This window comes from Paenibacillus sp. J31R34 (genome assembly GCF_059383715.1).
On record NZ_JBXENU010000002.1, the window covers coordinates 112,111 to 138,704 of the forward strand.

Here is a 26,594-nt window from a genome sequence, read left to right on the forward strand (position 1 = left end):
AAACACCACCTATTCCAAACAATATATTTTATAGACATAATAACATTTTGTTTGGCTATTAACAATATCCACTTTAAAAAATCAAATTATAAAAGGCAGGGAAGCTCTCCCTGTACTTATAGAAGCAAAAAATCTCCAAAACCGTTCCTATCCACGGTTTTGGAGACTTCTTCAAGCAAAGCTTAATCCCGCCGATCCTTCGGCAGCAAGATGCCGAACAAGCCGAGCAGCGGCAGCACGCTCGAGGCGTACATCACCTGCGCGATGCTGTAATGGTCGGCTGCTGTGCCGAGCACTATGGCCCCAAGGCCGCCCATGCCGAAGGCGAGCCCGGTAATAAGCCCCGATGCCATGCCGACTTTACCTGGCATTAGCTCCTGCGCGTAGACGACGCTGACCGAGAAGCTCGACTGGAGAATAAGGCCGAGCAGTGTAATGACCGGATACACCCAGAAAATCGGTAAATGCGGCAAAATGACGGTCAGCGGCGCAGCCCCCGCAATCGAGAACAGCAGCATCCGCTTGCGCCCGAAGCGGTCGGATAGCGTGCCGCCGAAAAAAGTGCCAGCGACACCTGCCGCCATGAACAAAAAGAGCGGCACCTGTGCAGCACCAATCGACAGCCCATAATCCCGCTGCAAATAAAATTGATAAAAGCTTGTAATCCCAGCTGCATACCAGGAGCGGGCAAATACCATGACGAGCAGCAGTCCCAGCGCAATGGCTACCGCTTTCGTGCTAAGTGCATCCGCATTTGCTGCGGCTGTACCGCTCTGCTTCGCCTTGCGATCCGCAAGCCCTTTCGCCGCAAGCTCCGCTGCGTACCAAGGCACGATGCGCAGCAGCAGCATAATGCCTGCCAGCGCCAGCAGCGTCCCCCATACGGCACCGCGCTGCCCAAGCGGGACGAATATAAAAATCGTCATGAGCGGCGCTAGCGCTTGTCCAAAATTGCCGCCGACCTGATAGATCGACTGCGCCAGTCCGCGCCTGCCGCCCGCAGCAAAATAAACAACCCGTGAGCCTTCGGGATGGAATACCGCTGACCCAAAGCCGACGAACACAACCGCGAGCAGCAGCGTCCAGAAGTTCGGCGCAAAGCCAAGTCCCGCCATCCCTGCCATGCTGCAGCACATGCCGGCAATGAGCATCCATGGCGCAGGCTTTTTATCCGATAAAATTCCAATAACTGGCTGCAATACGGAGGAGGTCATATACAAAGTAAACGTAATCCAGCCAATCTGGCCGAACGTTAGACCGAGCGATTGTTCAAAAATCGGGAAAAGGGCGGCGACGACCGACTGCATCGAATCATTCAGCAGATGGACGCCGCTTATAGCAAATAATATGCCAAATAACGCTTTATTTTTCGAATCAACTGTTTTAGTAGGATTGCTTAATGGATGTGCCTTGGACATGCCGCACGCCTTCTCTCACTGTTTCTGCTGTGCTTAACCGATCCAGACGAACACAGGGCTTGAAATTTGTAACAGCTCGCCTTCAGATGTCAGCAAGCCGCTGCCTGCATCAACCCGATAGCTCAAAAGATGGTTCGTCTTCTGGTTCGCCACAAGCAGCCTGCTGCCATCAGGAGCAAGTGTAAAATTGCGGGGGCCTTCCCCGCCGCAGGAAATATGCTGCACAAGCGTTAGGCTGCCGTCAGCCGCATTCACTGCAAATACCGCAAGGCTGTTATGGCCGCGATTGGAGCTGTACAAAAACTTGCCCGACGGTGCCAGCGCAATATGCGCCGCATCGTTGTACGCGTTAAACCCTTCAGGCAGCGCGCTTATGGTCTGCACCAGCTCCAAGGAGCCTGCATCCTCCGCATTCTTTTTCAGCACCGAAACCGTCGAATCCAGCTCATTCATCACATAGACGATGGGAAGCTGCTCATGCAGCGCCAAATGCCGCGGTCCTGCTCCTGCATGCAGCTGGTAGGAGGACACATGCTGAAGCGGCTCCGCGCCCTCTGGATTCTGGCGATAAATAAGGATGGAATCCGTGCCGAGATCCGTTATGTAAACATAAGGCGATGGACCGCCGAGCGGCAAAATCGCATGGGCATGCGGCGCATCCTGACGGCTCGCATTTGGCCCAAGCTCTCCCTTGCTGCCGACAACTGCCGCCGCCGGCTTCAAGGACCCATCCTCTGCAAGCGGCAGTATCACTGCATTCCCGCCTGTATAATTAGCTACGAATACGGACTTGCCATCCGAGCTGACATAGCATGGATGCTCGCCATGGGTAGACTGGCGGTTTAGCTCCCTCAGCTTGCCGGTTGCTGGGTCAATCGCATAAGCAGCAACCTCGCCGCCCCGCACACCATTTGCTTCCGCCGTTTCACTGACCGCATACAGCCGGTCCCTTGCTTCATTCACGTTCAGAAATGACGCGTTTTCGATACCCGTTACCTGCTGAATGACCGTTAGCGAACCGTTTTCGCTATCCTGCTTCGCCACGTAAATACACGGCTCCGCTGCACTGCCGTAGCAGCCGATATAGACGATTCCTGCGAGCTTGTTTGCTTTCAATCTTATTCATCCTCTCATACTCTCATTATGTAAGCGTAATTTTTATATTATAGTGACCATAGCACAATGAAAATAAGCATGACAACCGTTTTTGAAAAAACGCTTTCCAATGTCTTCTGCCCATGATATAATGTAAGCGCTAACAATTTTCCGTTTTCATTCTCATTTCTTGAAGGGGGCTTATGGAATGATGAATACTGTATTGAACGGTGAACGCAATATTTACGAGGATTTTGAAATCGAGTCGGACGTCCTTTTTTTCAAGGTCGGCATGCCCGAGCTCGTCAGCTTCCACGGCAGAAACTACAATATAAAGAAAAGAATGACCGGGGACCAAATTCGCAAGCTGATTGACGACAGCCATTTTTATCAAGTCAGCTCCAATTGCTACATTAACATTCGCAAAGTGAAGGCGATCACGGATGGCATTGCTTATTTCGGCACCGATGCATCCGACTCCAAGAACATCCCTATCCCTAGACGAAAGCAAACCGTCATCAAGCAGCTCGTAGGGCAAGCGCAATAATCGGTTAACAGGCACATACCGCACACAACTTCCCTACGTCCATATGCTCAAACATTCGCCGTCCATTCACACACAACCGCCGTATACCGTAATTCACGGAATACGGCGGTTGTGTGTTTACATTGATCCTGTTATTCTAATCTGGAGCATGAATCGCCAAATATTCGCCAAATTTAAGGAGGCTATTATGAGCAAGCAAGGACAAGCGCTTGAGCAAGCATTTCATGGAGAACCAGCCGTTTGGTTAAAATGGGGAGCCTACGAGGCAGCGGTTCTACCCGCAGTAGGTGCTAACCTGATTGCCTTCCGCGATATAGAGAAGGGCTATCATTTTCTGCATGAGCCGGCTGAGAGCGAGATGGCAGCATTTAAAGCAAGTCCTGGTACTCACGGCATTCCCGTGCTGTTCCCTCCGAACCGTTATCAGGATGGCACATTTACTATGAACGGCAAGACGTATACATTCCCAATTAATGAGCCAAAAACAGGAAACCATTTGCATGGCTTCGTACATACGGCTGCATGGGAAGTGCTGGACTACGGCACACTGAAAACCGAAAGCTATGTGCTGCTTCAAATCGCAGTGGATGAGCAGCATCCGATTTATACGTATTTGCCGCATCGTTTTGCGATTACGCTGCGCTATTCATTGAATGACCAAGGACTATTCCAGCATATTTCCGTACATAACCGCGGGAATGACGCAATGCCATGCCTGATCGGCTTCCATACGGCGATCAATGCGCCTTTTGCCCCGCAAAGCACTTCGGGCGACTACAGCTTCACGCTGACAGCGGGCAAACGCTGGGCGCTAGATGAGCGCATGCTGCCGACAGGTCAATTTCAGCCGCTTAGCAGCGATGAAGAGAAGCTGAAAACGACGGGCGCTTCTCCTTATTTTGAGCCACTGGACAATCACTATACGGTGGAGGCGCGCAATGGCCGCAATCAGATGGAGCTGACGGATGCGCGCGAGCAAGTGACTTTGGTCTATGATGCGGGAACAGCCTATAAACAGTGGATGGTGTGGAACAGCAACGCCTCCGGAAAGTTTTTCTGCCCTGAGCCGCAGCTTAACCTCGTTAATGCACCGAATGTCGATCTGCCAGCAGACGAAATCGGCCTGGTCAGCCTGGAGCCAAACGGCATCTGGGAAGAGACGAGCCGCCTGTATGTGAAGCCGGCTGCCAAGTAACTGCAGCATACGCAAGCGTAAACGGCTTTGCCGTCCTTTGGCGGCGCGGCGCGTTTCAGTCCGAGAAATAGAGAGAAAGGATGGAAACATCATATTCTCTCCTCTATTTTAAAGAAAGCCGAAGCCCCGCATACGAGCGGGCGCTCCGGCTTTCTTTCATTTAGAGAAATGAGAGATTTACATGCCGTCCCTCTACTCCTCTACTTCAAAAATCGAATCCACAATGATCGGGAGATTGTTTCTTACCGATACAGCACCGAGGACGGAGCGGGCATGGCTTCCTTTTTCCCCGAACACGTCCATCAATAAGTCGGAGCAGCCATTCAGCACCTTGTGATGCTCTTCGAATTCAGCTGTCGCATTGACGAAGCCTTGAATTTTCACGACCCGTTTTACTTTATCAAGGGAGCCCAGTGCATCCTGCAGCACGGCCAGCACCTCAAGCCCCGCCTGCCGGGCAAATTCATAACCTTCCTCAGTCGTGAAGTCTTTGCCCAGCTTGCCCTTCGGACCTCCAGATGGCCCCTTGCCTGAAACAAACAGCAGTCCATTCACATTTACACAGTTTGCGTATTTTGCCGCAGGCTCACTCGCCTTAGGCAGCACAATACCAAGCGCAACAAGTCGTTTACTAATCGTAGATTCGGACAAGAGAACACCTCCTATCAATTTATGCAGCTACATTAAATCGCTGGCATAACGTTTCCGCCATTAACCGGCACATACGCACCCGTAATGAAGCTGGACAGCTCGGACGCCAGAAATGCAACTGTGTTGGCAATTTCCTGATCGCTTCCCCGCCGCTTCAGCGGTACATTTTTCTCATAGCCTTCATTTCGCTCGCTGCCTGCAGCACGGTCCCGTTCGCTGATCGTCCAGCCCGGCGCCACTTGGTTGACCGTAATGCCGCTCTCGCCAACCTCTTTGGCAAGCACGCGGTACACGCCGTCCATCCCTCTTTTGCCTGCTACGTAGGCCGATTGGCCGGGTGCATTTTGCATCGCACATTCCGTGTTGATGCCGATAAAACGACCGCCGCCACGCTCCACCATTGCGGGAACGAATGCTTTTGCCAAATAGACGCTCTGCATGACGCAGGATTCGAACTGGCTTTCATAATCCTCCACCGGCTGCTTCAGCACGCTTTCCCACTGGTACTGTATAACGGCATTCGCCACGACAATATCCACATGCCCAAGGCCTGCCGCCGCTTCCGCTTGAAGCCGGTCTACATCGCCTTGCTTCGTAATATCTGCCTGAACCGTAATCGCGCGTCTGCCCAAAGCTTCTACCGCCTGCTTCAGCTCAAGCGCCTTGTCCTCATTGCTCCTATAATGAATGACGACATCCGCCCCGCAGTCTGCGAGCGTTCTAACCATCACGCGTCCTAAATCTCCGGTTGCTCCGGTTACGAGCGCGATTTTTCCAGTCAAGTCGAGTTGCAGCATTAACGTTCAGCTCCTTTGTTTATTCATCATTCGTCGTTTATCATTGGTAAAGCTTCCCTCCTAGGCTACCATATCCTTGTACCATGCGTATATTCAAAATTTCAATATTGTGCTTATTTTGACGAAGGATGTCTAATGCTGTTCACCTGTCCGATGATGATAGGCGTTATGCCGAAACGTCGGCCGTTCGCAGCCGGTAAATGGCAGCGGCGCTGAATGCAGCCGTATAGAGCACATTCACAGCAACGACCGTCAGCTGCTGCTGAACAGGCAAACGCTCCGGGCTCAGCACGCCCATGCCAATCGTCAACAGCGAATGCGGAAAAAACAGCCCGGCCTTCGCTACATACATGCCCAGCCCCAGAAAGGTTGCCCCTAGCCCGATTCCTACAGGGACGGCAAAGCTGCGTATCCGCAAGGACAGCAGCAATTGAAAGCTGCAAATCGTAACAGCAGCCAGCCAGCCCCGCACGAGCCAGCCCAGTAATTCTCCTGGCAATTCGGAGAGGCTCAATCCAACCATTGTTCCCCCTATCATATAGAGCAGGACAAACACCAATTGCACAAAGCCCGTCAGTATACTAGCTGTATAGAGCTTGGCCCAAAAAATGCTGGCAACCGGAATCGGAGCTGTCAACATTATATTCCAGTTTTTACCTGTATGCTCCAATCTGCAAAGATAGGCACAGCAAATAGCGATCAGCGTGGGAAAGAAAAACTCGCCATAAAACAGCCCGACTTGCGACCATAAGCTATACCAGCCATTTTGCAATACACCCTGATTCATATAAAAATTACCGCAGCCCATCAGGACGCTGACAATCGGCAGCGCAAGCAATACGATCCATAGATGCGAATGGCGCAGCTTCAGCCATTCAGCGGGAACTACCCTTTTTAGCATAAGCATCCTCTACACCTCCTGTCTGGATACATGCCATCGGCCTGCCCTATAGATCAACAACCCCAGGAATAGCAGCAGTCCCAGCATGGGAAGCCCTGCTCCTAAATCCCGCGCTATAAATTTAAGCTGATTATCCGTATAGCTCTGGGCAACCGGACTGAGTCCCGAGTAATACGACCAGATGAACAATGGCCTTATTGCACTCGGGAACAGATCAGCAGCCATGCCAATGAACCCGCCAAGCATGCCGAGACATAGCGCGAATGCCTGATTTTTAAGCGCCATGGATAACCACTGCTGTAAGGCAATGACGGCCAGATGGGCAGCCATCGTTCCAGCAAGCAAGCGTCCGAGCAGCATAATCGGCACCGCTTCCTCAAAACCATTCATTTTGCCGAAGCCAATCAGCGCTAATATTTGCACTAAACAGGCAAACAGCAAAATAAGGGCCACACAGCCATATTTGGCAGCATATAAGCTCTCCCGCTTGACAGACATGGAAAGCAGCAGCTTCCACGTATTGCCCTTATGCTCCATATCACAAATACGCGATACGCAGATCGCTGCGAGAATAGGGGCAAATAGACCGTTCAAGGATGCCGTCATCGCAATAAGCGGCTCCCAGCTTGCCTGATCAGGATTACGGGCGATGGACATGCTTGTTGCCAGAAACGCCCACCCCATTTCCACCCCAATCATCAGCAGTACCGTCATCCCGACGTATCTTCGGCGCAGCTTGTAGCATTCCAGCCAAATCGAGCGGATCATAAGCTGCGCTCCTTCCCTGTCAATTCGAGAAACAGGCTCTCCAAGCTTTTTTTATGCTCTTCTATGCGCAGCACATCAATATCTGCTGCAAGCAGTTCCCTGTTGATTCGCGCTACCTGAGCATCTGTCAGATGGCTTAATCGCAGGAAGCCATCCTGTAAAATCGGCGTAAAGCCTTGGGCAGCGAGCAGCGAATGCGCCATCGGATTTTGGCTCGTCTTAAAGGCAATTGTCGGCCGGCTTTCATTTCGCAGCTGATCCAGCTTGCCTTGGAACAGCATTTTGCCTTGATGGATAATGCCTACTGAGGTGGCGATCTGTTCGATTTCCGACAATAGATGGCTGGATATTAGCACCGTCATTCCCAGGCGCTGCGGCAAAGCTTTAATCAGCTCGCGAATTTCCCCGATACCTGCCGGATCAAGACCATTGGTCGGCTCATCCAGCACTAGCAGCTTAGGCGAAGCCAGCAGCGCCATCGCAATGCCTAAGCGCTGCTTCATGCCCAAGGAATACTGCGATACTTTTTTATGTTGCTGCTGCTCTAGCCGGACAATTTTAAGTGCTTCCCGCACATGGCTGCCGGGGACATTCCGCAGCCGCTGCACGACGCGCATGTTTTCCAAGCCGCTCAGATGGCCGTAGTAGGAAGGTGATTCAATCAGAGAGCCCGTCTGGCTTAAAATAAGACGGCGGTGCTTGACCAGCTCCTTGCCGAATACGGATACGCTGCCCTCTGTCGGCTGAGCGAGCCCTAGAATCATTTTTAAAGTCGTCGATTTCCCGGCTCCATTCGGTCCAAGAAAGCCATAAATCTCTCCCTCTTCCACCAATAAATCGAGCTTTTCCACCGAATAGCTGCTGCCGTATCGTTTGGACAGGCCGCGGGTAGATACAATCGCCTGCATCGTCATTCACTCCCATCTTGATATTGTCAATCAAGCATAACGATGCCGCCTTGCTGTAAACTGAAGCTAACCTTACGTCAGCCTTAAATCGGGCCGATGACGGCCTGTCACGCTCCAAAACCAGCAAAAGCAAGGTATACTGAAAATGGGTGATCAAAAGTATGGAAGACTTAAAACATAAAAAACTGCTCATCGTCGATGACGAGAGCGATTTAAGGGAAATGGTCGAAGGTTTTTTACGCAAAGAAGGCTTTACCCGCATTTTTCAGGCAGCTACCTGCGCAGAGGTACTGCGTAACATAAGGGCGGCTAAGCCGGACCTCGTCATTATGGATATTATGCTGCCTGACGGGGACGGGTTCTCTCTGCTCAAGTCGCTGCGGCAGTTCTCAAGCGTTCCTGTGCTTTTTCTATCCGCCAGAGGAGAGGATGAGGATCGCTTGCTCGGTCTTGGGCTAGGCGCCGACGATTACATGGTGAAGCCTTTTTTGCCGCGCGAGCTGCTGCTGCGCTTGAGCGCGATTTTACGGCGAGTATATGCACCATTCCGTCAGGAGCAGCGCCCTATTTTTCAACTGGGCCCCCGTGTTATTGATTTGGAAAGCGGCATTGTGCGGACGTCCAGCGAGGACGTTTCTTTAACCGCTAAGGAGCTTGTTCTGCTGACCAAGTTTTATGAAAACCGTAACCGGATTGTGACCAATGATGCCCTTTGCCAAGCAGCTTGGAGCGATGATTATTATGGCTATGAAAATACATTAATGGTCCATATTCGCCGCATTCGCGAGAAAATAGAAGAGCTGCCCTCCAATCCCGAGCATCTGCTGACCGTTCGCGGCTTGGGGTACAAGCTGCTGGTCAAGGGGGATGAATAATGGGAGGCATCGTGCGTATTTTAAAGCGTTTTATTGGGGCGACGATGCTCATCTCGCTCTCTTTGCTTTTGCTTAACTTTTTGCTGCTGCTCATCTGGGTTAGTACAGGGACGGTCGAGGGGAGTTCGCCAGCTGCGGTTGTGCGGCATACGGCTGAAGGGCTGCAGACTGCGAATAATGGATATGTTCTTGAGGCCGAAACGGTGGCACTGCTGGAAGAGCAGCAGGTGTGGGCGATGTTAATTGGCTCGGCGGGGCAGGTCTTGTGGGGACACAGCTTGCCCGAAGAGCTCCCTGTTCACTATAGCCTGACGGACGTCGCCAAGCTTTCCATGAGCTACTTGATGGATTATCCCGTATTTGTGTGGGAGCATGCAGATGGTCTTATCGTAATCGGTTATCCGAAGGACAGCCTTGTCAAATACCAGCATATACTGCCGACCGACTGGGTCAAAAATTTGCCGCTGCGCGCCCTGCTCCTTCTCATCGGGAACCTTGTGCTTGTGCTGATTGTCGCCCTGCTGATCGGTTCCCGGCTCCTGCTTTCCATCCGTCCGCTGACGCAGGGCATACAGGCGCTTGCCGCGGATCAGGAGGTGCAGCTTGAGCCCAAGGGAATGCTCGCTGACCTTGCCCAATCTGTCAACCATGCCTCGTCGCTGCTGCATCAGAAAAATGCTTCGCTCAAAAGCAGGGATGAAGCGCGATCCAACTGGATCGCTGGCATTTCCCATGATATTCGCACCCCGCTTTCCATGGTGCTCGGCTATGCCAGCGAGCTGGAGGAGCATCAAGGAATTCCTCCGTTGCAGCGAAAGCACGCAGGTATTATCCGCTATCAAGCAGAGAAACTGCGTACTTTAGTAAGTGACTTGAATCTGGTGTCCATGCTGGAATATGAAATGCAGCCGCTCACTCCGAAGGCTTTGCGGCTGGCAGCACTGACTCGCCAGGTGGCATCCGATATTATTAATGCAGGACTCGAGCCCAGCTTTACGCTCGAAATGGACGACATAAACGAAACCGCCCAAATATATGGGGACGAGCGCCTGCTGCTGCGTGCCATGACCAATCTCGTCCACAATGCGATCCGCCATAATCCACAGGGATGCGATATCAGGCTGGGGGTAGAGCTTGCATGCGACAAGCAAACGTGCCGCTTCATCGTATTAGACAATGGACGAGGCATCCCGCCGGAAGAGCTGGCCGATGTGCTGGAGCTGCCTTTTTCCGCAAATCGAAAATATACCAGACCTTCCGGACATGGTCTCGGGCTGCCAATGGCTTTCCGAATAGCCAAAGCCCATCACGGACGGCTGGCGTTAACTAATGGGCCTGGAGCCGGACTCACCGCCGAGCTTGAGCTGCCTTGCTTGGAAGCGCGATAATCGGTTGTACCTGGCAGACGCTGCTCTGCCTATTTTTCTTCATCCATTCATTCACGGAGCTGTTTGGGTCTGTTTTTTCTTTCATTTGCCTTATACCGTACGATTTCTGGAGGCGCCGAGGCCGGACAGGAGCAGCAGAGCGCTAACGACAAGCAGCAGCAACAGCGGGGGCTTCCAGCTTGCCGTGATATCATGAAGCAAACCGAACAAGATCGGTCCGGTTGCCGCCAGCAAATATCCAACCGATTGCGACATGCCGGACAGAGAAGCGGAATCGAAGGCATCTTTCGTTCGCAAGCTTAAAAAGATCATGGCCAAGCTGAACGCACATCCCCCGCCAATTCCGAGTAAAACGATCCATAACGAGATGAACGCATTTCCTCCGAAATAAAGACCTCCCAATGAAACAAACAACAGAACCGCCATGATGATGACCAGCAAACGTTGGTTCTTCATGCGTCCCGCCACGATCGGCACAATGAACGCTACGGGCAGCGCAGCCATCTGAAACAGCGACAGCAGCAAGCCGCCGCTGTCTTCATTCAAGCCCCGGCTTGACAGGATTTCAGGCATCCAAGCGATCAACACATAGAACAAGAGAGACTGCATCCCCATAAAAATCGTAACCATCCATGCCAGTGGCGATCGCCACAGACTTCGGCGCTTCGACGCACCGCTCGTCGCTGCCACGGCAGACGCCCGACTCGCCCGAGCTTGAGGCCACCAGAACAGCGCAGCCACCAGAACGAGTATGCCCCAAATGCCGAGCGCTCCATTCCAGCCGAAGCCGAGGTCGCGGGCGACCGGAATACTGACACCGGAAGCGATCGCCCCGCATAAATTCATTGACACGGAGTACACGCCGGTCATGAGGCCGACTTGATGAGCAAAATCCCGTTTGACCAAACTTGGAATGAGCACATTGCACACCGCAATCGCCAGCCCAATCAAAGCAGTGCCTGCAAACAAAAAAGCAGTTGCGGTCAACGATCGGATCGCGATACCAACCATGAGTAAAACCAGCGCATAAAGCAGGGTCCGCTCCACCCCGAAGCGGCGTGCCAGAATGGGTGTGAACGGTGAGAGCAGCGCGAAAGCAAGCAACGGCAGTGAAGTGAGCAGACCTGCCGCAGCATTCGACAGTCCGAGGGCTTCGCGAATCGAACCGACCAATGGGCCTACCGACGTTAGCGGCGACCGCATGGTAAGTGCGATCAGGACGATGCCGAGGATGATCGGCCACCCCAACGATAACGACTTCTTCGCCATCATTGACTTCGTAGCGCTTGGTACGCTCATGGCCGCTCGCCTCCTCTGACCTCAAGAACAGCTTTCGATTCCGCAATATAACGGTGAACCGTTGCCACGGCACGATCCGCGTCTTGATCGACAATCGCTTCGACCAGCTGCCGGTGCATCTCCAAGAAATTCGCATCGGCTTCATAACGAGTCAAGCTTGTAATCGAATCTTGTGACGCGTCCGCGATATGGTTGTATAATTCAATCAGGATTTCGTTATGAGACGCCGCGATAATGCCTTGGTGAAGACGGATATCCTCCGTAACAATGGCATCCATATCACCGCGTGCTGCCGCCCCCTCCCAGCGTTCCAGTTGAAGGAGCAGCTCTCGCGCCTCGTCGTCCGTTCTGCGCTGTGCAGCCAGATGGGCTCCCTCGCGCTCGAGTGCATGCCGGACTTCCAATGTGTGCAGCATATCGGATCGCATGATTCGTTTTTGCAGTACGACTCCCAGCGCGCTCGAAGAGCAGACGTACGTTCCGTCCCCTTGCTTCGTCTTCAAGAGTCCCGCGTGGATCAACGCCCGAATGGCTTCCCTCAATGTATTGCGGCTAACATTCAACTCGACCATCAACTCCGGCTCGGCCGGAATACGCATCCCGACAGCCCACTTACCGGATTCGATCTGTCCTTCCATTTGCAATGCGACTTGCTCGACCAGCGTCAGCCGATTTGTTTTCTGAAGCATACGTCAGTCCTCATTTCATCTATTTATCAAACATAGGATGTTTGGTTAATTGGTATTTTAGCATACTTATATCGCGGAGACAACTCCTTCCCTAAAAAACCAAGCTTCGATATATTGAAGTTTGGTTACACATCCTAGTAAAATTGTAATTCTATTATTTTCTACCGTTACCAATCCTCATTTAATGTCGTATAACTCTTTAGGTTGCTTTGCTGCCCGCATAGATGCTGTCGAATAAAATCATTCTTTCGATAAACATGTCCAGCCAATCTAGCAAATGGGCAAAAAAGAAGCTACACTAAAGCTATCGCATTATCAGAGGAGGGATCAACGTTGCCAAAAGCGCCATTCCTTGTTTCTACTCTATTATTCATGTCCTTGCTATTTCTGCTATTTCCGCATCAGGTTGCCGAAGCAGGCATGTGGAGCAACATAAAGGGCATTTTCTCGGCCCCCGAAAAAATCGACGCGCTGGAGCAGCAATATATCGATGCCAAGCAGCAGCTTGATGCACAGAAGGAGCAGCTCACCGAGTCGCTGCAAAACGCAGAGCAATACGCAGCTAGGCAAGAGGAGCTCATGCAGCAGAACGAGCAGTTCCGCAAAACCAATGAGCAGCTAATGGAACAGAACAACGCGCTTATTCAAGAAATGGAGCAAATCAAGCAGAAGCAAGCCAGCTTTACGCAAAAGCTCATCAATACAGCACTCATCATTATGAGTTTGATTTTCGCCTATATTCTTTCCCTGCGCGTATGGCGCTATCTCGTTTGGCGCAAGCAGAAGCATGCCGGCAGAGGAGTGTAGTCGATGAAGGCAACCTCCCCCGCGCCGATTGGACATGTGAAGGTGACGCTTCAGGATGCGGACAAGCTCCATGTGCTCCATCCGGGAGCGATTATTGCTTACCAAGGCGCACCGCAGCAGCGCGAGGATCGTTTTATGAATTTGGCAGGCGTTTATCGTAAAAAGAAATGGGTGCGCGCTGTGCTAAGCGGCCCCTCCGAATTTATAATCGGCTTGCCGCCAGGCTGCTCGCTGGAGACGATCACGATTGGACCCGAAAGCGATTTGCTGTTCGACTACCGCCACGTGCTCTATTTCACAGACGGCATGCAGCTCAAAAGCGTCATTCAGAAAATGAAAAATGTATGGATCACCCGCGAGCTGGTGCGGATGCGCTTCTCCGGCCCCGGCGAGCTTGGCGTCATCACAAGCGGCGACATAGCAGTGCTGCAATTGGACAAGGAGCGCCCGCTTTTTGTAAATACCAGCTCGCTTGTCGCTTATCCCGCGAATGCAACCATCCAGCTTGCCGTCTATGGCAATCAGCTGGCAAGCCAGAACATGAACGTTCAGTGGAAGATAACCGGCAGCGGTCCTGTCCTCATTCAGACCGGCTCGCATGGAAAAGATTTGGAGCATCCGCTGCAAAACGACGGCTTTTTCAAGCGATTGCTTCGTGAAGTGCTGCCATTCGGCAGCGTGTATATTAAGTAGTAAAAGGGCAAGACAAAAAACACCCGAAATCGCTGTTTTGGCGGATTTTCGGGTGTTTTTTGTGTTAAGGCTCTCTTCTTTTCAAGGATGGTGGAATTGCAAAGCTTCGATTGAAGAATTTGGAAGTATGTGCAAATTAAAATAGTCATGAATTTTGCGCTTTCAATTCACTAACTTTGTACGGAGTGCAACTGGAGGTAAGCGTCCAACTCCTCCTGCGTTTGAGAGTTTCAATCCACGCACTCCATACGGAGTGCGACAACAAATCTAACTGCTGGATACTCATGCGATTTGTTTCAATCCACGCACTCCACATGGAGTGCGACCGGTAAAGATGCCGGGTACAGGCGACGTGCTGCGTTTCAATCCACGCACTCCACACGGAGTGCGACTTCTGCCCGCTTGGACACCTTGCCTTTCTTCGTTCGTTTCAATCCACGCACTCCATACATCGTTTAGCTTTTTGCGAGTGTCTACGTTTCAATCCACGCACTCCACACGGAGTGCGACTTATTGCGTCCATCAGACCCCGTTGGTTTGTTGGAGTTTCAATCCACGCACTCCACACGGAGTGCGACATATTGCCGATGACGACAGAGGATGCTTAAGACGTTTCAATCCACGCACTCCACACGGAGTGCGACCACGTTCTGGCTCCGGTCTGTGGTACACGCCGACCGTTTCAATCCACGCACTCCACACGGAGTGCGACCTCTGCCCAGCTCTGTATTGCCCCGTGCTCAGACCGTTTCAATCCACGCACTCCACACGGAGTGCGACCAATTGCGTTACTGCTACAGATTATCAAAAAAATGTTTCAATCCACGCACTCCACACGGAGTGCGACTTATACGGCCGCTGAGGAAGACAGTAACTTTTTAGTTTCAATCCACGCACTCCACACGGAGTGCGACTGTGGCGACAAAAGAAAGCGGAGCTACTACGTCGTTTCAATCCACGCACTCCATACGGAGTGCGACCTTCCCTATCTCGCCTCCTCGATAAAAAGTAGAGTTTCAATCCACGCACTCCATACGGAGTGCGACGATGGAAAATCAACGGATCAGCGCTGACGACTAAGTTTCAATCCACGCACTCCATACGGAGTGCGACATTTTGCAGGAAGCGCGTTCGTTCGTAGCGGGCTTTGTTTCAATCCACGCACTCCATACGGAGTGCGACCATGAGCGTCAGGCTAACGGGTACTAGGAGGAGGTTTCAATCCACGCACTCCATACGGAGTGCGACCCGATTGTCCGATGCATTCGGTGTAGCCCACAATGTTTCAATCCACGCACTCCATACGGAGTGCGACATGGTAGTTGTCCAGACTAACCAAATTTTGAGAAGTTTCAATCCACGCACTCCATACGGAGTGCGACACCTGCGTTCATTCTTCCCTGGCAATTACGCATGGTTTCAATCCACGCACTCCATACGGAGTGCGACAGTATCAGCTACCATCGTCGCTAACATCAGGAGGTTTCAATCCACGCACTCCATACGGAGTGCGACCTTCCGGATTGTTGGCCAAAAAAATTATGTATACAGGTTTCAATCCACGCACTCCATACGGAGTGCGACAGCGAAAAAACAAGTGATTGATCCCATCATGGCATCAATCACCTCATTTTTCAATAAATATAATACTAAAAAAATCTAGATCAAACCTTGACTTTTCTTAAAATAACTCAAATTCGACAAATTCCTACAATTTCTGAGGTGCGAATCCCCTAGGGTTTTTATGTGAGCTTCACATTCGCACCTGTTCCATCAATCATTATGCCGTTTTAAAGATCGACACCGTATGCTGGAGATCATCCGCAAGCTGGGCCAGCGATTGTGCAGTCGCAGCGGATTCCTCACTGCTAGCTGCGGATTCCTCAGCAGCGGCGGAAACATTTTCAACCGTTGCTAATACGTTTGCCGCTTGAGCCGCCTGCTCTTCGCTTGCTGCCGCAATTTCGGATACGCGGTGGCCTGTATCGTTGACCATCTTCGTAATACGCTCGAATGCTTCTCCCGTTTTCTCCGACAGCGTTGCGCTTTCCTCGACTGCATTTACGCTGCGCTTCGTATTTTGCTGCATGCCTTGAATGATGACCGTAATTTTCTTCGTCGCTTCGCCACTCCGCTCCGCCAGCTTGCGCACCTCATCGGCAACAACCGCAAAGCCTCGACCTTGCTCGCCTGCACGTGCCGCTTCAATAGCAGCATTCAGCGCCAGCAAATTCGTTTGATCGGCAATATCCTCAATGACCTCAATAATATCGCCAACCTGATGGGAATCTTGCTCCAGCTGGGACATTTGCTCGCGCACGCCATTCATGCTTTTCACCGAGTTGTCGATAATCGTACGGCCTTCTCTAGCAATTTTCATTGCGGAATCGGACAGCTCCGAAGCCTGCTCCGTGCTTTGCGCGACCGATTGAATCGCCATCGTCAGCTCGCTGAACAGCTCATGAATCGTCTGTGCCGCCGATGCCTGCGCCGTACTGCCACCTGCGATTTCCTGGGTCGCTGCCGAGATTTGCTCTGCTGCCGCAGCAACGCTGTGCGAGGATTCCACAATTCCGCTAACCGTTCCGTTCAAACGGTCAATCATATGGTTAAAGGAATTAGCAAGGTTGCCGACCTCGTCCTTCGTATGAATATCCGCCTTCTCGCGCAAATCACCGTCCGCCACATTTCTTGCGAGCACAACGATACGACTAAGCGGCCTCGAAATCATGCGGGACAGCACAACTCCGAAAATAACGCTCAGTAAAAACGCCAGCACCACAATGACAATCGTAATCAACAATGCGCTGTTGTATGTTTGCTCCCCTTGCTGGTTTGCTGCATCCGCTTCACGAATCGAGAGCTCGATGCTATCCTCAAGCGTATTGAAAATAATATCACCCTGCGCTTTTAATTCGGTGCTGATCAAATTTTTAAACGAGGCATCTTGGCCAGCGGCATTAAGTTCAATACCCCGGTTGTAAATGGCCAAATAAGCTTTCCAATCCGAATCATAGCTTTCTATGATCCTTTTAGCATCATCGCTCATATTTGTTGCTTTATATTTTTCAACAGCCTTCTCGACTAATGCTGTCGTTTCCCTAATTGTAGCAAGCTCTGCCTGCTTCTGCTGCTCCGTATCATGCAGATACAGGCTTCGAATTTGAACCCGCATGCGGGTGTAGTTGACCTGAGCCTCATAAGCTTCTTTAACCGGAATCAAATTATTGAAATACATATCATCCTGGGACGCATTCATTTTGCCTAAATTGTAAATACCGAATAGACCCACGACACCTAAAATAATCGCAACAATCAGAAATGCGGATATTAATTTGACGCTGATTTTCAAGTTGTAGAACCAATTCATAACAAATACCCTCCCTATTCTATCTAATATTTGCTGTTGCTGCTTTGTTTTCTTACCGATCTAGCTAACGGTGTTCTAGCTGATGCCACTCGCTTTTTTCATAAGGCCGCCTATTTCCAAAATCAACGCAATGCGCCCGTTGCCCAATATCGTTGCTCCTGAAATGCCATCCACCTTGCCCACGTAGGAGCCCAGTGTTTTAATAACGACCTCTTGATTGCCAAGCAGTTGATCGACCGCAATAGCCAGCCGCTGCTCCGCTCTGCCGATCATCACGACCGGGATTTTTTCAGAGCCGCCCTCGGTGCGTGAATAGCCGAACATTTCATGCAGCCATACGAACGGGACAATCTGATTGCGAATTTTAATAACCGGTGAGCCTTTAATCATTTTGAGTGTGCTTGTATCGACTCGAATAATTTCCACGACGGCGCTCATGGGCAAAATAAACGTCTGGTCGCTCGCCTTGACGAGCAAGCCGGTTGTAATGGCAAGCGTCAGCGGCAGCCTTATCGTGAACTTCGTTCCCACGCCGACGGTCGTATCAATATCAATAATTCCGCCAAGCCGCTCGATATCCGTCCGCACGATATCCATACCCACGCCTCTGCCCGATACATCGCTAAGCTGGGAAGCGGTCGAGAAGCCGGGGTGAAAAATCAGACGCAGCGCCTTATGCTCATCGAGCAGTGCCGCCTCCTCTTCCGTAATGACCCCTTTAGCGACGGCGGATTTGCGCAGCTTGTTCGTATCAATGCCCCCGCCATCATCCTCGACGACGACGACAACCTGATTATCCTCATGCGCCGCGCTGATGCGGACAATTCCCTGCTCGGGCTTGCCGCTCTTCAGCCGCTCCTCCGGCATTTCAATGCCGTGGTCCACCGCATTGCGGATCAAATGAATCATCGGATCGCCGACCTCTTCAATAAGCGTGCGGTCAAGCTCCGTATCGCCGCCAACCATTTGCAGATCAACGTTTTTGTTCAGTGTTTGTGCCAAATCACGCACCATCCGCGGGAAGCGGCTGAAGAGCTGCTCAATCGGCAGCATCCGCACTTTCAGCACATTTTCCTGCAGGCTGCCAATCAGCCTCGATAGATGATCGCTAATTTCGCCGAGGTCATCCATCGTCTCCGAATATCCATGCGCTTGATGCAAGGTTTGAATGGCCTGCTTCAAGCGGGTTTGGTCGATGACCAGCTCTCCGAGCAAATCGAGTACATTTTCCAGCCGTTCCACGTTGACGCGAATCGTCTGCTGCTTCACTAAGGCTTTGGACTGCTGCGGCTTATCTGCCGCTTCCTCCGCCCCGCTTCCGGCATAACCCGGCAGCATGTCCGCATCCTCCTGCTCCAGCTCTAAAGCTGCGGCTGTCTCAGCTTCCGGTTGGGAAGGCAGCATGGCCTCCACCCTTACGCTCTGCACATCCATGAGCCCAGCTACCGCCTGCTCAAGAGCATCCGGCTCCACCTCTTGAACGGCAATCAGCCACCGCACTGCATGAATGTCCTGATCATCCTGCACCAGCTTCATATTGGGCTCATTCCACAGCACCTCGCCAAACGCCCGCAAGGAAATATCAATAATGCTGATGCGAGCCAGCTTCATCATGCAGTCCTCGGTGAGCTTGACGGTTACCCTATATACGGTTTGTCCGCTATGTATATATTCTCGCAGCACCTGCTCCGCCTCTTCCGGCAAAGCAACACCTGCTGCTTCCTTGGCAGCCGCTGCTGATTCCGCATTTGCTTTCGAGAAGCGCTCCAGTTCCTTGATGATCGCCGATGGGTCAGGCAGCAGCTCCTCGCGGATAATGCTGTTTTGCAAATCCTTAATAAAGTCGAGACACTGAAAAAATAAATTCGTCAATTCCCGTGACATCGCAAGCTCTTCATTACGCAGCATATCAAGCAGATGCTCCCATTCATGGGTCAGCTGCTTGAGCTCCATATAGCCCATTGCCGCAGAAGAGCCTTTAATCGTATGTGCCGCCCGGAAAAGCCGCTGAATGCCCTCGGAATGAGAGCCTTGCTTTTCCAAAGATAAAATCTCTTCTTCCATCGTCATGATCTGTTCCTCAAGCTCCTCGAGAAACACTTGCCTAAATTCCGAGTTATCGAACATATGCACCACCTCATAAGCGTTGACTTGAGAGCTGACTTGCTGCTTGAAATATGCCATGTGAAGCAAGAAGCATTAATCTCGCAGCAGCACCTCATCGATCTTTAATATGCCGACCAATTCTGACTCTGTAAGACCGATTCCTGTAAAATAGGCGCCGTTGATGCCGCCTACCCGCTCCGGTGGTGGCTGAATATCGTGAAACGTCGTTACCTTGTGCACCCGATCCACAATAATGCCGATCGACTCCTCCTGATGATGAACAACGACGATTCGCGTTGCTTTTGAGTACACATCCTCATCTAGAGAAAATAACGCTCGCAGGCTAATAACCGGAATAATTTTGCCGCGTAAATTAATGACTCCCTTCACATAAAACTGGCAATTCGGTATTTCGGTAATTTCCTGCATACGTATAATTTCATGAACTTCAGCTATACGTATGCCATAGCTTTCTTCCCCTACGCCAAACTGCACATACTGCATTTGCTCTACCCCCTGCATGATTTCACCCCCTTTCATATTTTGCCTCTGGTAACGTCCAGCAGCTTTCTGCCAATCTGCTCAATGGGCAGCACATAATCGACGGCCCCTCGATCAACTGCCGCTTTCGGCATGCCGTAAACGATGCAGGTTTCCTTCGCTTCCGCTATCGTTGTCGCTGCTTGCCCCGCCTTCCTAGCTTGAAGCATTTGCTCTGCGCCATCGCTGCCCATACCTGTCAGCAGCACGAGATGCCGCTTTAGCCGCTTAAGCTCCGCCACCGAGCGGAACAGCTCATCCACCGATGGGCGATGGAGCCCGGCAAGCGGCTTTTGATGAAGCTTAATGAAGTAACTGCCATCCTTCTCCTCCACATTCATGTGGCTGTCTCCGGGGGCGATGAACACCGTTCCATTCACAAGCTGCTGCTTATCCTTCGCCTCAACGACCTTCACAGCGCTAACTCCGTCCAGTCTTTGAGCTAACGAAGCGGTAAAGGTCGCCGGCATATGCTGCACGATGACGATGGGATGCTCAAAAGCAGCGGGCAAGTTTTTGAGCAGCACGGTTAGTGCTTGCGGCCCTCCGGTAGAGGAGCCTACAGCTATAAGCTCACGGACGATAGATGCGGCCAAGGTTGTCTTTCTCAGCTGAGGCTGAGGCGTAGGCAGTGCCTGCGGCACGCCCGCGAGCTTCAGAAGCCGCTGAATCGGCGCTCCGGCTGCATTTTTTATTTTTTCACACAATTCTGACTTTACTTTATAAATATCGGCTGACAATTCTCCCGACGGCTTGGCGACAAAATCAACCGCTCCGCGCTGAAGCGCCATAATGGTCTCTTCCCCGCCAAATTTATGGAAGGAGCTGAGTATAATAACGGGGGTCGGCACACGTCGCATAATTTCCGAAAGGGCAGTAAGCCCATCCATTCCGGGCATTTCCACATCCATTGTAATGACATCTGGACGCAGGCGGAGAGCTTCAGCAATAGCTTCCTCCCCATTTCTCGCTTCTCCTACGACTTTAAGCTTCGGATCTTCTTCAATATATCGCTTGATTAAATGCCGCATAAAAGAAGAGTCATCTACCACGAGTATTCGATGCATCTTCCGTCCTCCCGATTTGCTGATTGCTGCGTCTTTTTTCCTATACAATAACAAACGGCTCTGAATCATAACTGAATCTTTTGTCGATTTTTAGTGAATTTTAACGAATTTAATTAAAATGGATGGGTAAATCCTATCCTTTCTCTAATATTTTCAAAAACGCAAAAAAGCCACCTTTGTCTTAGGCAAAAGGCAGCTTCTTATGTTTTGATATTAGGTTGCCTGCATGAGCGACTCATATCGATCCACTAGCTCGGCATGCGGACAAGCTCCAAGCTCCCCAGCAGTACGCTTGCAAAACTGCTTAAATACAGTACTCGCCTTAACCCGATTACCGCCTCTCATATAGCAGCGGACGACGAGCCATAAAGCCCCCTCATCGTAAGGCTCCTTGTTTAAATATTCGAGCGCATAATCCGTTGCCACAAGAATATCTCCCTGATTCAGCAGCTCCTCGATCAGCCGCTCCAAAACTAAGCAGCCGATTAATCTATAGTGCTCTCGCAGCCGATAAACCCAGACGCTATGTATATCCGTCAACACTTCCGCTTTATATAAATTCACCGCCTGGCGGAGTAAAAATACGTTGCCCCTATCGACCGCACGTTTTGCCAGCAGTTGAAATTCAAGCATATCGGTGGACATATGCTCGGCAGTCAAAATATACTTCTCCCGCAGTGATTTAATTCGAATCCGCCCGTCGAGCCCATTACGCTTCAACAGCTGGCGAAGTTGATAAACGCAGGTATGAATGTATGCCCTTGCCTTCGCATCCTCCATTCCAGGGAAAACATCATCTATAATTTTTTCCACGCGGCTTTCGCGGTTCATCCATAAATACGCGAACAGCTCCTTCGTTTTCAGCACCTTCCATTTGACGGGCCCTGCTGTCCCGTAAAGGTTCAGCTTGCCGAAGCATTGCACGTCGACTCTGTCTTTCTGCTGCACCGCCTCGGCGACCATTTTATTCCTCCCGTTTCTACGTTGAAGCACGCGCTCCACCGTTCGCTGAAGCCGCTGCGGCGCTACTGGCTTCAATATATAATCCTCCACATTAAGCTCATAAGCCTGGAGCGCATGATTATCGAATGCCGTGACAAATACGGTAGCCGTCCCTGGGCAATTAGCGAGCATTTCCTCCGCGAATGTAAGACCAGAAATTTGCGGCATGTAAACGTCTACGAACACGACATCCGGCGGCTCGCGCTTGATAGCCGCAAGTCCCTCCACCGGATCATCATAAAGCTGAATGGAGCCGATTCCTTCACAGTTCGATAAATATTCCTTCATTTCCTCAAGCGCCCAATGCTCATCATCCACCACCGCAACGTTCAACATTTTAGTGCCCCCCCTGTGCTGGTATCAAAAAGGTAACGGTCGTGCCTCCGCTTTCGCGGCGTCTAATATGCAGTCCCGATCCAAAATGACGGAGCAGACGCTCGTTGGTATTCGCAAGCCCAATTCCCTGACGCAGCAGCTGCTGCCCGCTTGGCAAACGCCTGCCTGGCGGCTGCTTTCTAATGCGCATAAAGCTTTCTAGCTGCTCCTCCGGAATACCGACTCCATCATCCTTAATAATGACGCGAATGCCCCCAGGAACGTTGAGCGTAATAATGTCAACTGTGCCGCCGATGAGCTTGGCTGTAATGCCATGGCGAATCGCATTTTCCACCAGCGTCTGAATAATAAAGGGCGGCAGCTGAAACTGCGTTGCTCTGAGCTCGTAATTCACCTGCAGGCGACTGCCAAATCTCGCCTTCTCCAAGTCCAGATAGGCGTTAACGAGTGCAAGCTCAACCTTGAATGACACGGCCTCCGCCTTATTCTCAAAATCAAAGCTGCTCCGCAAAAATTCACTTAGGCTGCGAAGCAGTCCCCTCGCTTCCTCCGCATTCCGCTTGCTGATGAAAATAATGGTTCCGATTGCATTAAATAAAAAATGCGGCTTAATCTTCGCGCGCAGCATCGCCAGCTCCGTCTCCACAAGCCCCGCCTCTGATTTTCTCAGCTGCTGGAGCATGCAGAGCTTTTGCGAAAGCTCTACAGCGGCGAAGGGCCGCAATAAATAATCATTCATCCCAGCTGTGTAGAGCCGCTCCAGTTGTTTTCTGGCTTTTATGTCCAGCAGTAAAATTATGTATAGCTCCTTGCTGCCGCTTGCCTCACGAATCGCGCGGCACGCGGCTTCAGCATCCTCTGTCAGAGAAGCATCAATCAGACATAGATCCGCCTCGCCGCCTTGCTTGAACCAGAGCAAAGCATCCTCCAGCCTGCTCTGGGCCGAGATTTGTATATTTTGTTCCGTAAAACCAGATGTAATAATCGCTCTTTCGATTACGCGGTCATGAACGAGAAGCGCATGAAGCACTGCAAATCCCCCATTCCAAATTATAGTAGATAAGAACGTATAGTAACTATATCGGTTATAGAGGCATTTCTTTACACTACGTATTGCAGGTAGACGCAGAAAAGACCGGTTGCATTCAACCGGCCTTGCACGAAAGCTATGTTTTTTATACGAATGTTAGGTCGTGCGATATTCTGCTGTCTACTCTTCCTTCGGAATCAGCTTATAAATTTCTCCTGACTCAAAAGCATCAATGAGACGTCCCAGCCACTTGTAATACGCGAGCGCTTCCTGAAGCTTCTGTCTATCGCTTGCGAGCACATCAAGAAAGGCTTCGGAATGCTCCGAATTTTCCTCCAGCTGTTCAATTTCCTTAAGAGAACGGGTTAGGGCAAGTACATTTTGCTCAGCAGCCTTCCTCCATTTAATAGAGAAAAAGTCCGTGAAGTTCTCATGCCAATCCGGCACCACTTCATACAAATCTTTGCGTGAGCCTTTGCCCCATACTTTATTGATCATTTTCAGATCGTATAATGTCCGCATTCCGGTGCTCATTGACGTTTTGCTCATTCCCATCGTAGCACTCATTTCGTCCAGCGTGACAGGCTCGCGGTTGAAATACATATTGCCATATAAATGCCCGATGGACAGCGTTATGCCATACAGATCCATGTTTTTGCCGATTGATTCAATGACGCGCCTTCGCGTCTTCAGCAGCAGCTGCTGCTGCTCTTCTGTTAATGCTGCAAGTTCATCCATGTCGTTCCTCCTGAGGAGTGGCGTGTCCCATTCATCCTACAACATGTATTGTAATCAAACGCCTAGGGTAATGTAAAGAAACATGTTGATATGAAAAAGGGAGTTATCAGGAGTATTCTGTACGAAAAGTTTGTAAAGTTATAACTGTACAAAGTATACAAGGGCTCACGCCTTTTGACCATTACATTGTTATCCAACTACACTTGTAAGCAGACGAACACTCGAAGCTTGGTGAAGGAGCGTTATGATAAAGCGTCCACCTCGCTTCCTGTGCCAAGGATCGTGGAGGGGGTACTACATGGCTATTATAGAAGCTAAAAAGCTGACCAAGATTTTCGGAGCGGACCCAAAAAAAGCAATACCGCTGCTGGATAAAGGCTGGTCAAAGGAAAAGATTTTAAAAGAAACAAAGCTGACTGTCGGCGTGAATCAAGCCAATTTTTCGATAGAGGCCGGTCAAATATTTGTCATTATGGGCTTATCGGGCAGCGGCAAATCGACGCTCGTTCGCTTATTGAATCGCTTAATTGAGCCGACGGGCGGACAAGTGCTGTTTAATGGCAAGGATGTGCTCAAGATGACGGCGGAGCAGCTCAGGCAGTTTCGGCGCAAGCATGTCGGGATGGTGTTTCAGAAATTTGCGCTGTTCCCGCATCGCACGGTGCTGCAAAACATCGAATACGGCCTTGAAGTTCAAGGCATCAACAAGTCGAAGCGCCGGGAAATGGCGATTCAATCTTTAGAGCTGGTAGGCTTGAAAGGCTACGGCGACAGTTATCCCGAGCAGCTAAGCGGCGGGATGCAGCAGCGCGTAGGTCTTGCAAGAGGACTTGCCAGCGATCCCGAAGTGCTGCTGATGGATGAAGCGTTCAGTGCACTTGACCCGCTTATCCGCAAGGATATGCAGGATGAGCTGCTTGAGCTCCAATCGAAGATGAAAAAAACGATCGTCTTCATTACTCATGATTTGAATGAAGCGCTGCGCATTGGCGACCAAATTGCCCTAATGAAGGATGGCAGCATCGTGCAAATAGGCTCACCGGAAGAAATTTTGATGCAGCCTGCCAATAAATATGTCGAGCGTTTCGTCGAAGACGTCGATTTATCCAAGGTGCTCACCGCCTCCCATGTCATGGCGAAGGCCGAGACGATTACGAATGAGAGAGGACCGCGCGTTGCGCTCCAGCTCATGCGTGCCAGAAGCATTTCCAGCTTATATATGGTGGACAGGGAAATGCGCCTGCTTGGTGTCATTACGGCTGACGACGCTGCGAAGGCTTTGAAGGAAGGGCTGTCGCTTGAATCGCTGACCCAGCGTGATGTTCCAACCGTATCGCCCGATACGCTGCTCAATGAGCTGTTCGAGCTGATGGGCAATGCGAGATTGCCCGTTGCTGTCATCGGTGAAAATGGACGATTAAAGGGCATCGTCATTAAAGGCGCAGTGCTTGCCGCACTCGCAGGCAATACCGAAATAGAGGCAGGTGTTAAAGCATGAATATACCCAAAATCCCTTTAGCAGATTGGATCGGGGCGCTGGAAACATGGCTTGATACCCATCTCAGTCCGCTTTTCAAGCTTATTAAAGTGGTCGTTGGCGAAACGGTTGGCGGATTAAATACCGCACTCGACTTCTTCCCTGCGATCGTGCTCATTATTCTTTTTACCGCAGCGGCTTGGTTTCTCGGCAAATGGCGCATGGCGCTGTTTACGTTTGTCGGCCTGCTCATTATTGATAATCTCGGCTATTGGAGCCAGACGATGCAGACGCTGTCGCTCGTGCTGACCTCCGCCCTCATCTCAGTCGTGGTCGGTGTTCCAGTTGGCATTTTGTGTGCACGTAAAAATAGCATTCAAAATATCGTTACTCCGATTCTCGACTTCATGCAGACGATGCCGGCCTTCGTATACTTGCTGCCTGCCGTCTCCTTCTTCTCGCTTGGCGTCGTGCCGGGCGTCATCGCTTCAATTATTTTTGCGATTCCACCAACGATACGGATGACCAATCTTGGCATTCGCCAAGTTCCGGAAGAGCTGACGGAAGCGGCTGATGCCTTCGGTTCTACACCGTCGCAGAAGCTGATCAAGCTGCAATTGCCGATTGCGCTGCCTAGCATTATGGCGGGCATCAACCAGACAATTATGCTGTCGCTTTCGATGGTCGTTATCGCATCCATGATTGGCGCTCAGGGCGTTGGCTCGTACGTATACCGTGCGGTGACGCAGGGCAACACCGGCGTTGGCTTTGAGGCCGGGATCGCCATCGTTATATTGGCGATCATCCTCGACCGCTTAACGCAAAATGCGATTCGCCGTACGAAAAAGGCGTAAACCACTATATGTGCTCTCCGCCTTTAAGGCGGATTAGCTGTTA

Annotated in this window: 24 protein-coding genes and 1 CRISPR repeat array; of the genes, 8 read left to right on the top strand and 16 right to left on the bottom strand. The window is 51.1% G+C overall.

Going from position 1 to position 26,594, the window contains the following annotated elements; all coding sequences use genetic code 11:
- Positions 1 to 182: 182 nt before the first annotated feature.
- Both AC50YG_RS06045 and AC50YG_RS06050 read right to left on the bottom strand, forming a co-directional pair.
- The gene (locus tag AC50YG_RS06045; RefSeq protein ID WP_494825447.1) at positions 183 to 1,418 is read right to left on the bottom strand and encodes an MFS transporter; all 1,236 of its coding nucleotides are present in this window, start codon (positions 1,416 to 1,418) and stop codon (positions 183 to 185) included.
- A 33-nt stretch (positions 1,419 to 1,451) separates the two neighbouring features.
- Positions 1,452 to 2,534 (bottom strand): lactonase family protein, encoded by a 1,083-nt coding sequence (locus AC50YG_RS06050; RefSeq protein ID WP_494825449.1) that lies wholly within the window; start codon positions 2,532 to 2,534, stop codon positions 1,452 to 1,454.
- A gap of 187 nt (positions 2,535 to 2,721) precedes the next feature.
- On the opposite strand from AC50YG_RS06050, the gene AC50YG_RS06055 reads away from it, so the two are divergent.
- A complete protein-coding gene (locus AC50YG_RS06055) occupies positions 2,722 to 3,060 on the top strand; it encodes a LytTR family transcriptional regulator DNA-binding domain-containing protein (RefSeq protein ID WP_046228950.1) in 339 nt (112 codons plus the stop codon).
- A 187-nt stretch (positions 3,061 to 3,247) separates the two neighbouring features.
- Entirely contained in the window at positions 3,248 to 4,255 is a 1,008-nt protein-coding gene (locus AC50YG_RS06060; protein ID WP_494825451.1) for an aldose 1-epimerase, read from the top strand.
- 192 nt (positions 4,256 to 4,447) lie between these two features.
- Here AC50YG_RS06060 and AC50YG_RS06065 read toward each other — a convergent pair whose 3' ends face one another.
- The 5 genes from AC50YG_RS06065 to AC50YG_RS06085 all read right to left on the bottom strand — a co-directional run bounded on the left by AC50YG_RS06065 (position 4,448) and on the right by AC50YG_RS06085 (position 8,286).
- Positions 4,448 to 4,906: a RidA family protein gene (locus tag AC50YG_RS06065; protein ID WP_494825453.1), complete on the bottom strand. Its 459-nt coding sequence runs from the start codon at positions 4,904 to 4,906 to the stop codon at positions 4,448 to 4,450.
- 32 nt (positions 4,907 to 4,938) lie between these two features.
- Positions 4,939 to 5,700, bottom strand: coding sequence for an SDR family NAD(P)-dependent oxidoreductase (locus AC50YG_RS06070; RefSeq protein ID WP_473758431.1), 762 nt, complete (start codon positions 5,698 to 5,700; stop codon positions 4,939 to 4,941).
- A gap of 169 nt (positions 5,701 to 5,869) precedes the next feature.
- Positions 5,870 to 6,604: an ABC transporter permease gene (locus AC50YG_RS06075; protein WP_494826339.1), complete on the bottom strand. Its 735-nt coding sequence runs from the start codon at positions 6,602 to 6,604 to the stop codon at positions 5,870 to 5,872.
- Between the two features lie 9 nt (positions 6,605 to 6,613).
- Complete coding sequence (locus AC50YG_RS06080) at positions 6,614 to 7,372, bottom strand: ABC transporter permease (protein ID WP_494825455.1); 759 nt, start codon at positions 7,370 to 7,372, stop codon at positions 6,614 to 6,616.
- Positions 7,369 to 8,286: an ABC transporter ATP-binding protein gene (locus tag AC50YG_RS06085; RefSeq protein WP_494825457.1), complete on the bottom strand. Its 918-nt coding sequence runs from the start codon at positions 8,284 to 8,286 to the stop codon at positions 7,369 to 7,371. The genes AC50YG_RS06080 and AC50YG_RS06085 overlap by 4 nt, the downstream gene beginning before the upstream one ends.
- A gap of 155 nt (positions 8,287 to 8,441) precedes the next feature.
- Between AC50YG_RS06085 and AC50YG_RS06090 the strand changes: the two genes are divergently transcribed.
- Positions 8,442 to 9,155: a response regulator transcription factor gene (locus AC50YG_RS06090; RefSeq protein ID WP_494825459.1), complete on the top strand. Its 714-nt coding sequence runs from the start codon at positions 8,442 to 8,444 to the stop codon at positions 9,153 to 9,155.
- Positions 9,155 to 10,543, top strand: coding sequence for a sensor histidine kinase (locus AC50YG_RS06095; protein ID WP_494825461.1), 1,389 nt, complete (start codon positions 9,155 to 9,157; stop codon positions 10,541 to 10,543). The genes AC50YG_RS06090 and AC50YG_RS06095 overlap by 1 nt, the downstream gene beginning before the upstream one ends.
- 90 nt (positions 10,544 to 10,633) lie before the next feature.
- Here the strand turns inward: AC50YG_RS06095 and AC50YG_RS06100 are convergent, their stop codons facing one another.
- Positions 10,634 to 11,842, bottom strand: coding sequence for a CynX/NimT family MFS transporter (locus AC50YG_RS06100; protein ID WP_494825463.1), 1,209 nt, complete (start codon positions 11,840 to 11,842; stop codon positions 10,634 to 10,636).
- Positions 11,839 to 12,531: a FadR/GntR family transcriptional regulator gene (locus AC50YG_RS06105; protein WP_494825465.1), complete on the bottom strand. Its 693-nt coding sequence runs from the start codon at positions 12,529 to 12,531 to the stop codon at positions 11,839 to 11,841. Before AC50YG_RS06105 ends, AC50YG_RS06100 begins: the two co-directional genes overlap by 4 nt.
- Positions 12,532 to 12,864: 333 nt before the next feature.
- On the opposite strand from AC50YG_RS06105, the gene AC50YG_RS06110 reads away from it, so the two are divergent.
- Positions 12,865 to 13,338, top strand: a complete 474-nt coding sequence (locus AC50YG_RS06110) for a DUF3450 domain-containing protein (protein ID WP_473758279.1) — start codon at positions 12,865 to 12,867, stop codon at positions 13,336 to 13,338.
- Positions 13,339 to 13,341: 3 nt separating this feature from the next.
- The gene (locus AC50YG_RS06115) at positions 13,342 to 14,031 is read left to right on the top strand and encodes an AIM24 family protein (RefSeq protein WP_338554803.1); all 690 of its coding nucleotides are present in this window, start codon (positions 13,342 to 13,344) and stop codon (positions 14,029 to 14,031) included.
- A gap of 477 nt (positions 14,032 to 14,508) precedes the next feature.
- Positions 14,509 to 15,615: a CRISPR direct-repeat array (repeat unit 33 nt; unit sequence GTTTCAATCCACGCACTCCATACGGAGTGCGAC).
- Positions 15,616 to 15,811: 196 nt separating this feature from the next.
- On the opposite strand, the gene AC50YG_RS06120 is transcribed toward AC50YG_RS06115, so the two are convergent.
- The 7 genes from AC50YG_RS06120 to AC50YG_RS06150 form a co-directional block, all read right to left on the bottom strand.
- On the bottom strand, positions 15,812 to 17,401 hold the full coding sequence (locus AC50YG_RS06120; protein WP_494825468.1) for a methyl-accepting chemotaxis protein: 1,590 nt from the start codon (positions 17,399 to 17,401) through the stop codon (positions 15,812 to 15,814).
- 75 nt (positions 17,402 to 17,476) lie between these two features.
- Positions 17,477 to 19,528 (bottom strand): chemotaxis protein CheW, encoded by a 2,052-nt coding sequence (locus tag AC50YG_RS06125; protein WP_494825470.1) that lies wholly within the window; start codon positions 19,526 to 19,528, stop codon positions 17,477 to 17,479.
- Positions 19,529 to 19,600: 72 nt separating this feature from the next.
- Positions 19,601 to 20,029 (bottom strand): chemotaxis protein CheW, encoded by a 429-nt coding sequence (locus tag AC50YG_RS06130; protein ID WP_338554800.1) that lies wholly within the window; start codon positions 20,027 to 20,029, stop codon positions 19,601 to 19,603.
- A 14-nt stretch (positions 20,030 to 20,043) separates the two neighbouring features.
- On the bottom strand, positions 20,044 to 21,114 hold the full coding sequence (locus AC50YG_RS06135) for a protein-glutamate methylesterase/protein-glutamine glutaminase (protein ID WP_494825472.1): 1,071 nt from the start codon (positions 21,112 to 21,114) through the stop codon (positions 20,044 to 20,046).
- A gap of 213 nt (positions 21,115 to 21,327) precedes the next feature.
- Positions 21,328 to 22,452 (bottom strand): response regulator, encoded by a 1,125-nt coding sequence (locus AC50YG_RS06140; protein ID WP_494825474.1) that lies wholly within the window; start codon positions 22,450 to 22,452, stop codon positions 21,328 to 21,330.
- A gap of 1 nt (position 22,453) precedes the next feature.
- On the bottom strand, positions 22,454 to 23,482 hold the full coding sequence (locus AC50YG_RS06145; protein WP_494825476.1) for a histidine kinase: 1,029 nt from the start codon (positions 23,480 to 23,482) through the stop codon (positions 22,454 to 22,456).
- A 180-nt stretch (positions 23,483 to 23,662) separates the two neighbouring features.
- Positions 23,663 to 24,220 carry a GbsR/MarR family transcriptional regulator gene (locus AC50YG_RS06150; protein ID WP_494825478.1) on the bottom strand — a complete coding sequence of 186 codons (558 nt, stop codon included), beginning with the start codon at positions 24,218 to 24,220 and terminating at the stop codon, positions 23,663 to 23,665.
- 298 nt (positions 24,221 to 24,518) lie between these two features.
- On the opposite strand from AC50YG_RS06150, the gene AC50YG_RS06155 reads away from it, so the two are divergent.
- Together AC50YG_RS06155 and AC50YG_RS06160 are read left to right on the top strand one after the other, a co-directional pair.
- Positions 24,519 to 25,718, top strand: coding sequence for a quaternary amine ABC transporter ATP-binding protein (locus AC50YG_RS06155; RefSeq protein WP_341281342.1), 1,200 nt, complete (start codon positions 24,519 to 24,521; stop codon positions 25,716 to 25,718).
- Positions 25,715 to 26,551 (top strand): ABC transporter permease, encoded by an 837-nt coding sequence (locus AC50YG_RS06160; protein ID WP_494825481.1) that lies wholly within the window; start codon positions 25,715 to 25,717, stop codon positions 26,549 to 26,551. The genes AC50YG_RS06155 and AC50YG_RS06160 overlap by 4 nt, the downstream gene beginning before the upstream one ends.
- Positions 26,552 to 26,594: the final 43 nt, after the last annotated feature.

Bases quoted from the DNA above. Each gene is read 5' to 3' on its own strand.
- AC50YG_RS06045 (WP_494825447.1), bottom strand. From the start codon at position 1,418: ATGTCCAAGGCACATCCATTAAGCAATCCTACTAAAACAGTTGATTCG.
- AC50YG_RS06055 (WP_046228950.1), top strand. From the start codon at position 2,722: ATGATGAATACTGTATTGAACGGTGAACGCAATATTTACGAGGATTTT.
- AC50YG_RS06060 (WP_494825451.1), top strand. From the start codon at position 3,248: ATGAGCAAGCAAGGACAAGCGCTTGAGCAAGCATTTCATGGAGAACCA.
- AC50YG_RS06075 (WP_494826339.1), bottom strand. From the start codon at position 6,604: ATGCTAAAAAGGGTAGTTCCCGCTGAATGGCTGAAGCTGCGCCATTCG.
- AC50YG_RS06080 (WP_494825455.1), bottom strand. From the start codon at position 7,372: ATGATCCGCTCGATTTGGCTGGAATGCTACAAGCTGCGCCGAAGATAC.
- AC50YG_RS06085 (WP_494825457.1), bottom strand. From the start codon at position 8,286: ATGACGATGCAGGCGATTGTATCTACCCGCGGCCTGTCCAAACGATAC.
- AC50YG_RS06090 (WP_494825459.1), top strand. From the start codon at position 8,442: ATGGAAGACTTAAAACATAAAAAACTGCTCATCGTCGATGACGAGAGC.
- AC50YG_RS06095 (WP_494825461.1), top strand. From the start codon at position 9,155: ATGGGAGGCATCGTGCGTATTTTAAAGCGTTTTATTGGGGCGACGATG.
- AC50YG_RS06100 (WP_494825463.1), bottom strand. From the start codon at position 11,842: ATGAGCGTACCAAGCGCTACGAAGTCAATGATGGCGAAGAAGTCGTTA.
- AC50YG_RS06105 (WP_494825465.1), bottom strand. From the start codon at position 12,531: ATGCTTCAGAAAACAAATCGGCTGACGCTGGTCGAGCAAGTCGCATTG.
- AC50YG_RS06115 (WP_338554803.1), top strand. From the start codon at position 13,342: ATGAAGGCAACCTCCCCCGCGCCGATTGGACATGTGAAGGTGACGCTT.
- AC50YG_RS06120 (WP_494825468.1), bottom strand. From the start codon at position 17,401: ATGAATTGGTTCTACAACTTGAAAATCAGCGTCAAATTAATATCCGCA.
- AC50YG_RS06125 (WP_494825470.1), bottom strand. From the start codon at position 19,528: ATGTTCGATAACTCGGAATTTAGGCAAGTGTTTCTCGAGGAGCTTGAG.
- AC50YG_RS06130 (WP_338554800.1), bottom strand. From the start codon at position 20,029: ATGCAGGGGGTAGAGCAAATGCAGTATGTGCAGTTTGGCGTAGGGGAA.
- AC50YG_RS06135 (WP_494825472.1), bottom strand. From the start codon at position 21,114: ATGCATCGAATACTCGTGGTAGATGACTCTTCTTTTATGCGGCATTTA.
- AC50YG_RS06140 (WP_494825474.1), bottom strand. From the start codon at position 22,452: ATGTTGAACGTTGCGGTGGTGGATGATGAGCATTGGGCGCTTGAGGAA.
- AC50YG_RS06150 (WP_494825478.1), bottom strand. From the start codon at position 24,220: ATGGATGAACTTGCAGCATTAACAGAAGAGCAGCAGCAGCTGCTGCTG.
- AC50YG_RS06155 (WP_341281342.1), top strand. From the start codon at position 24,519: ATGGCTATTATAGAAGCTAAAAAGCTGACCAAGATTTTCGGAGCGGAC.
- AC50YG_RS06160 (WP_494825481.1), top strand. From the start codon at position 25,715: ATGAATATACCCAAAATCCCTTTAGCAGATTGGATCGGGGCGCTGGAA.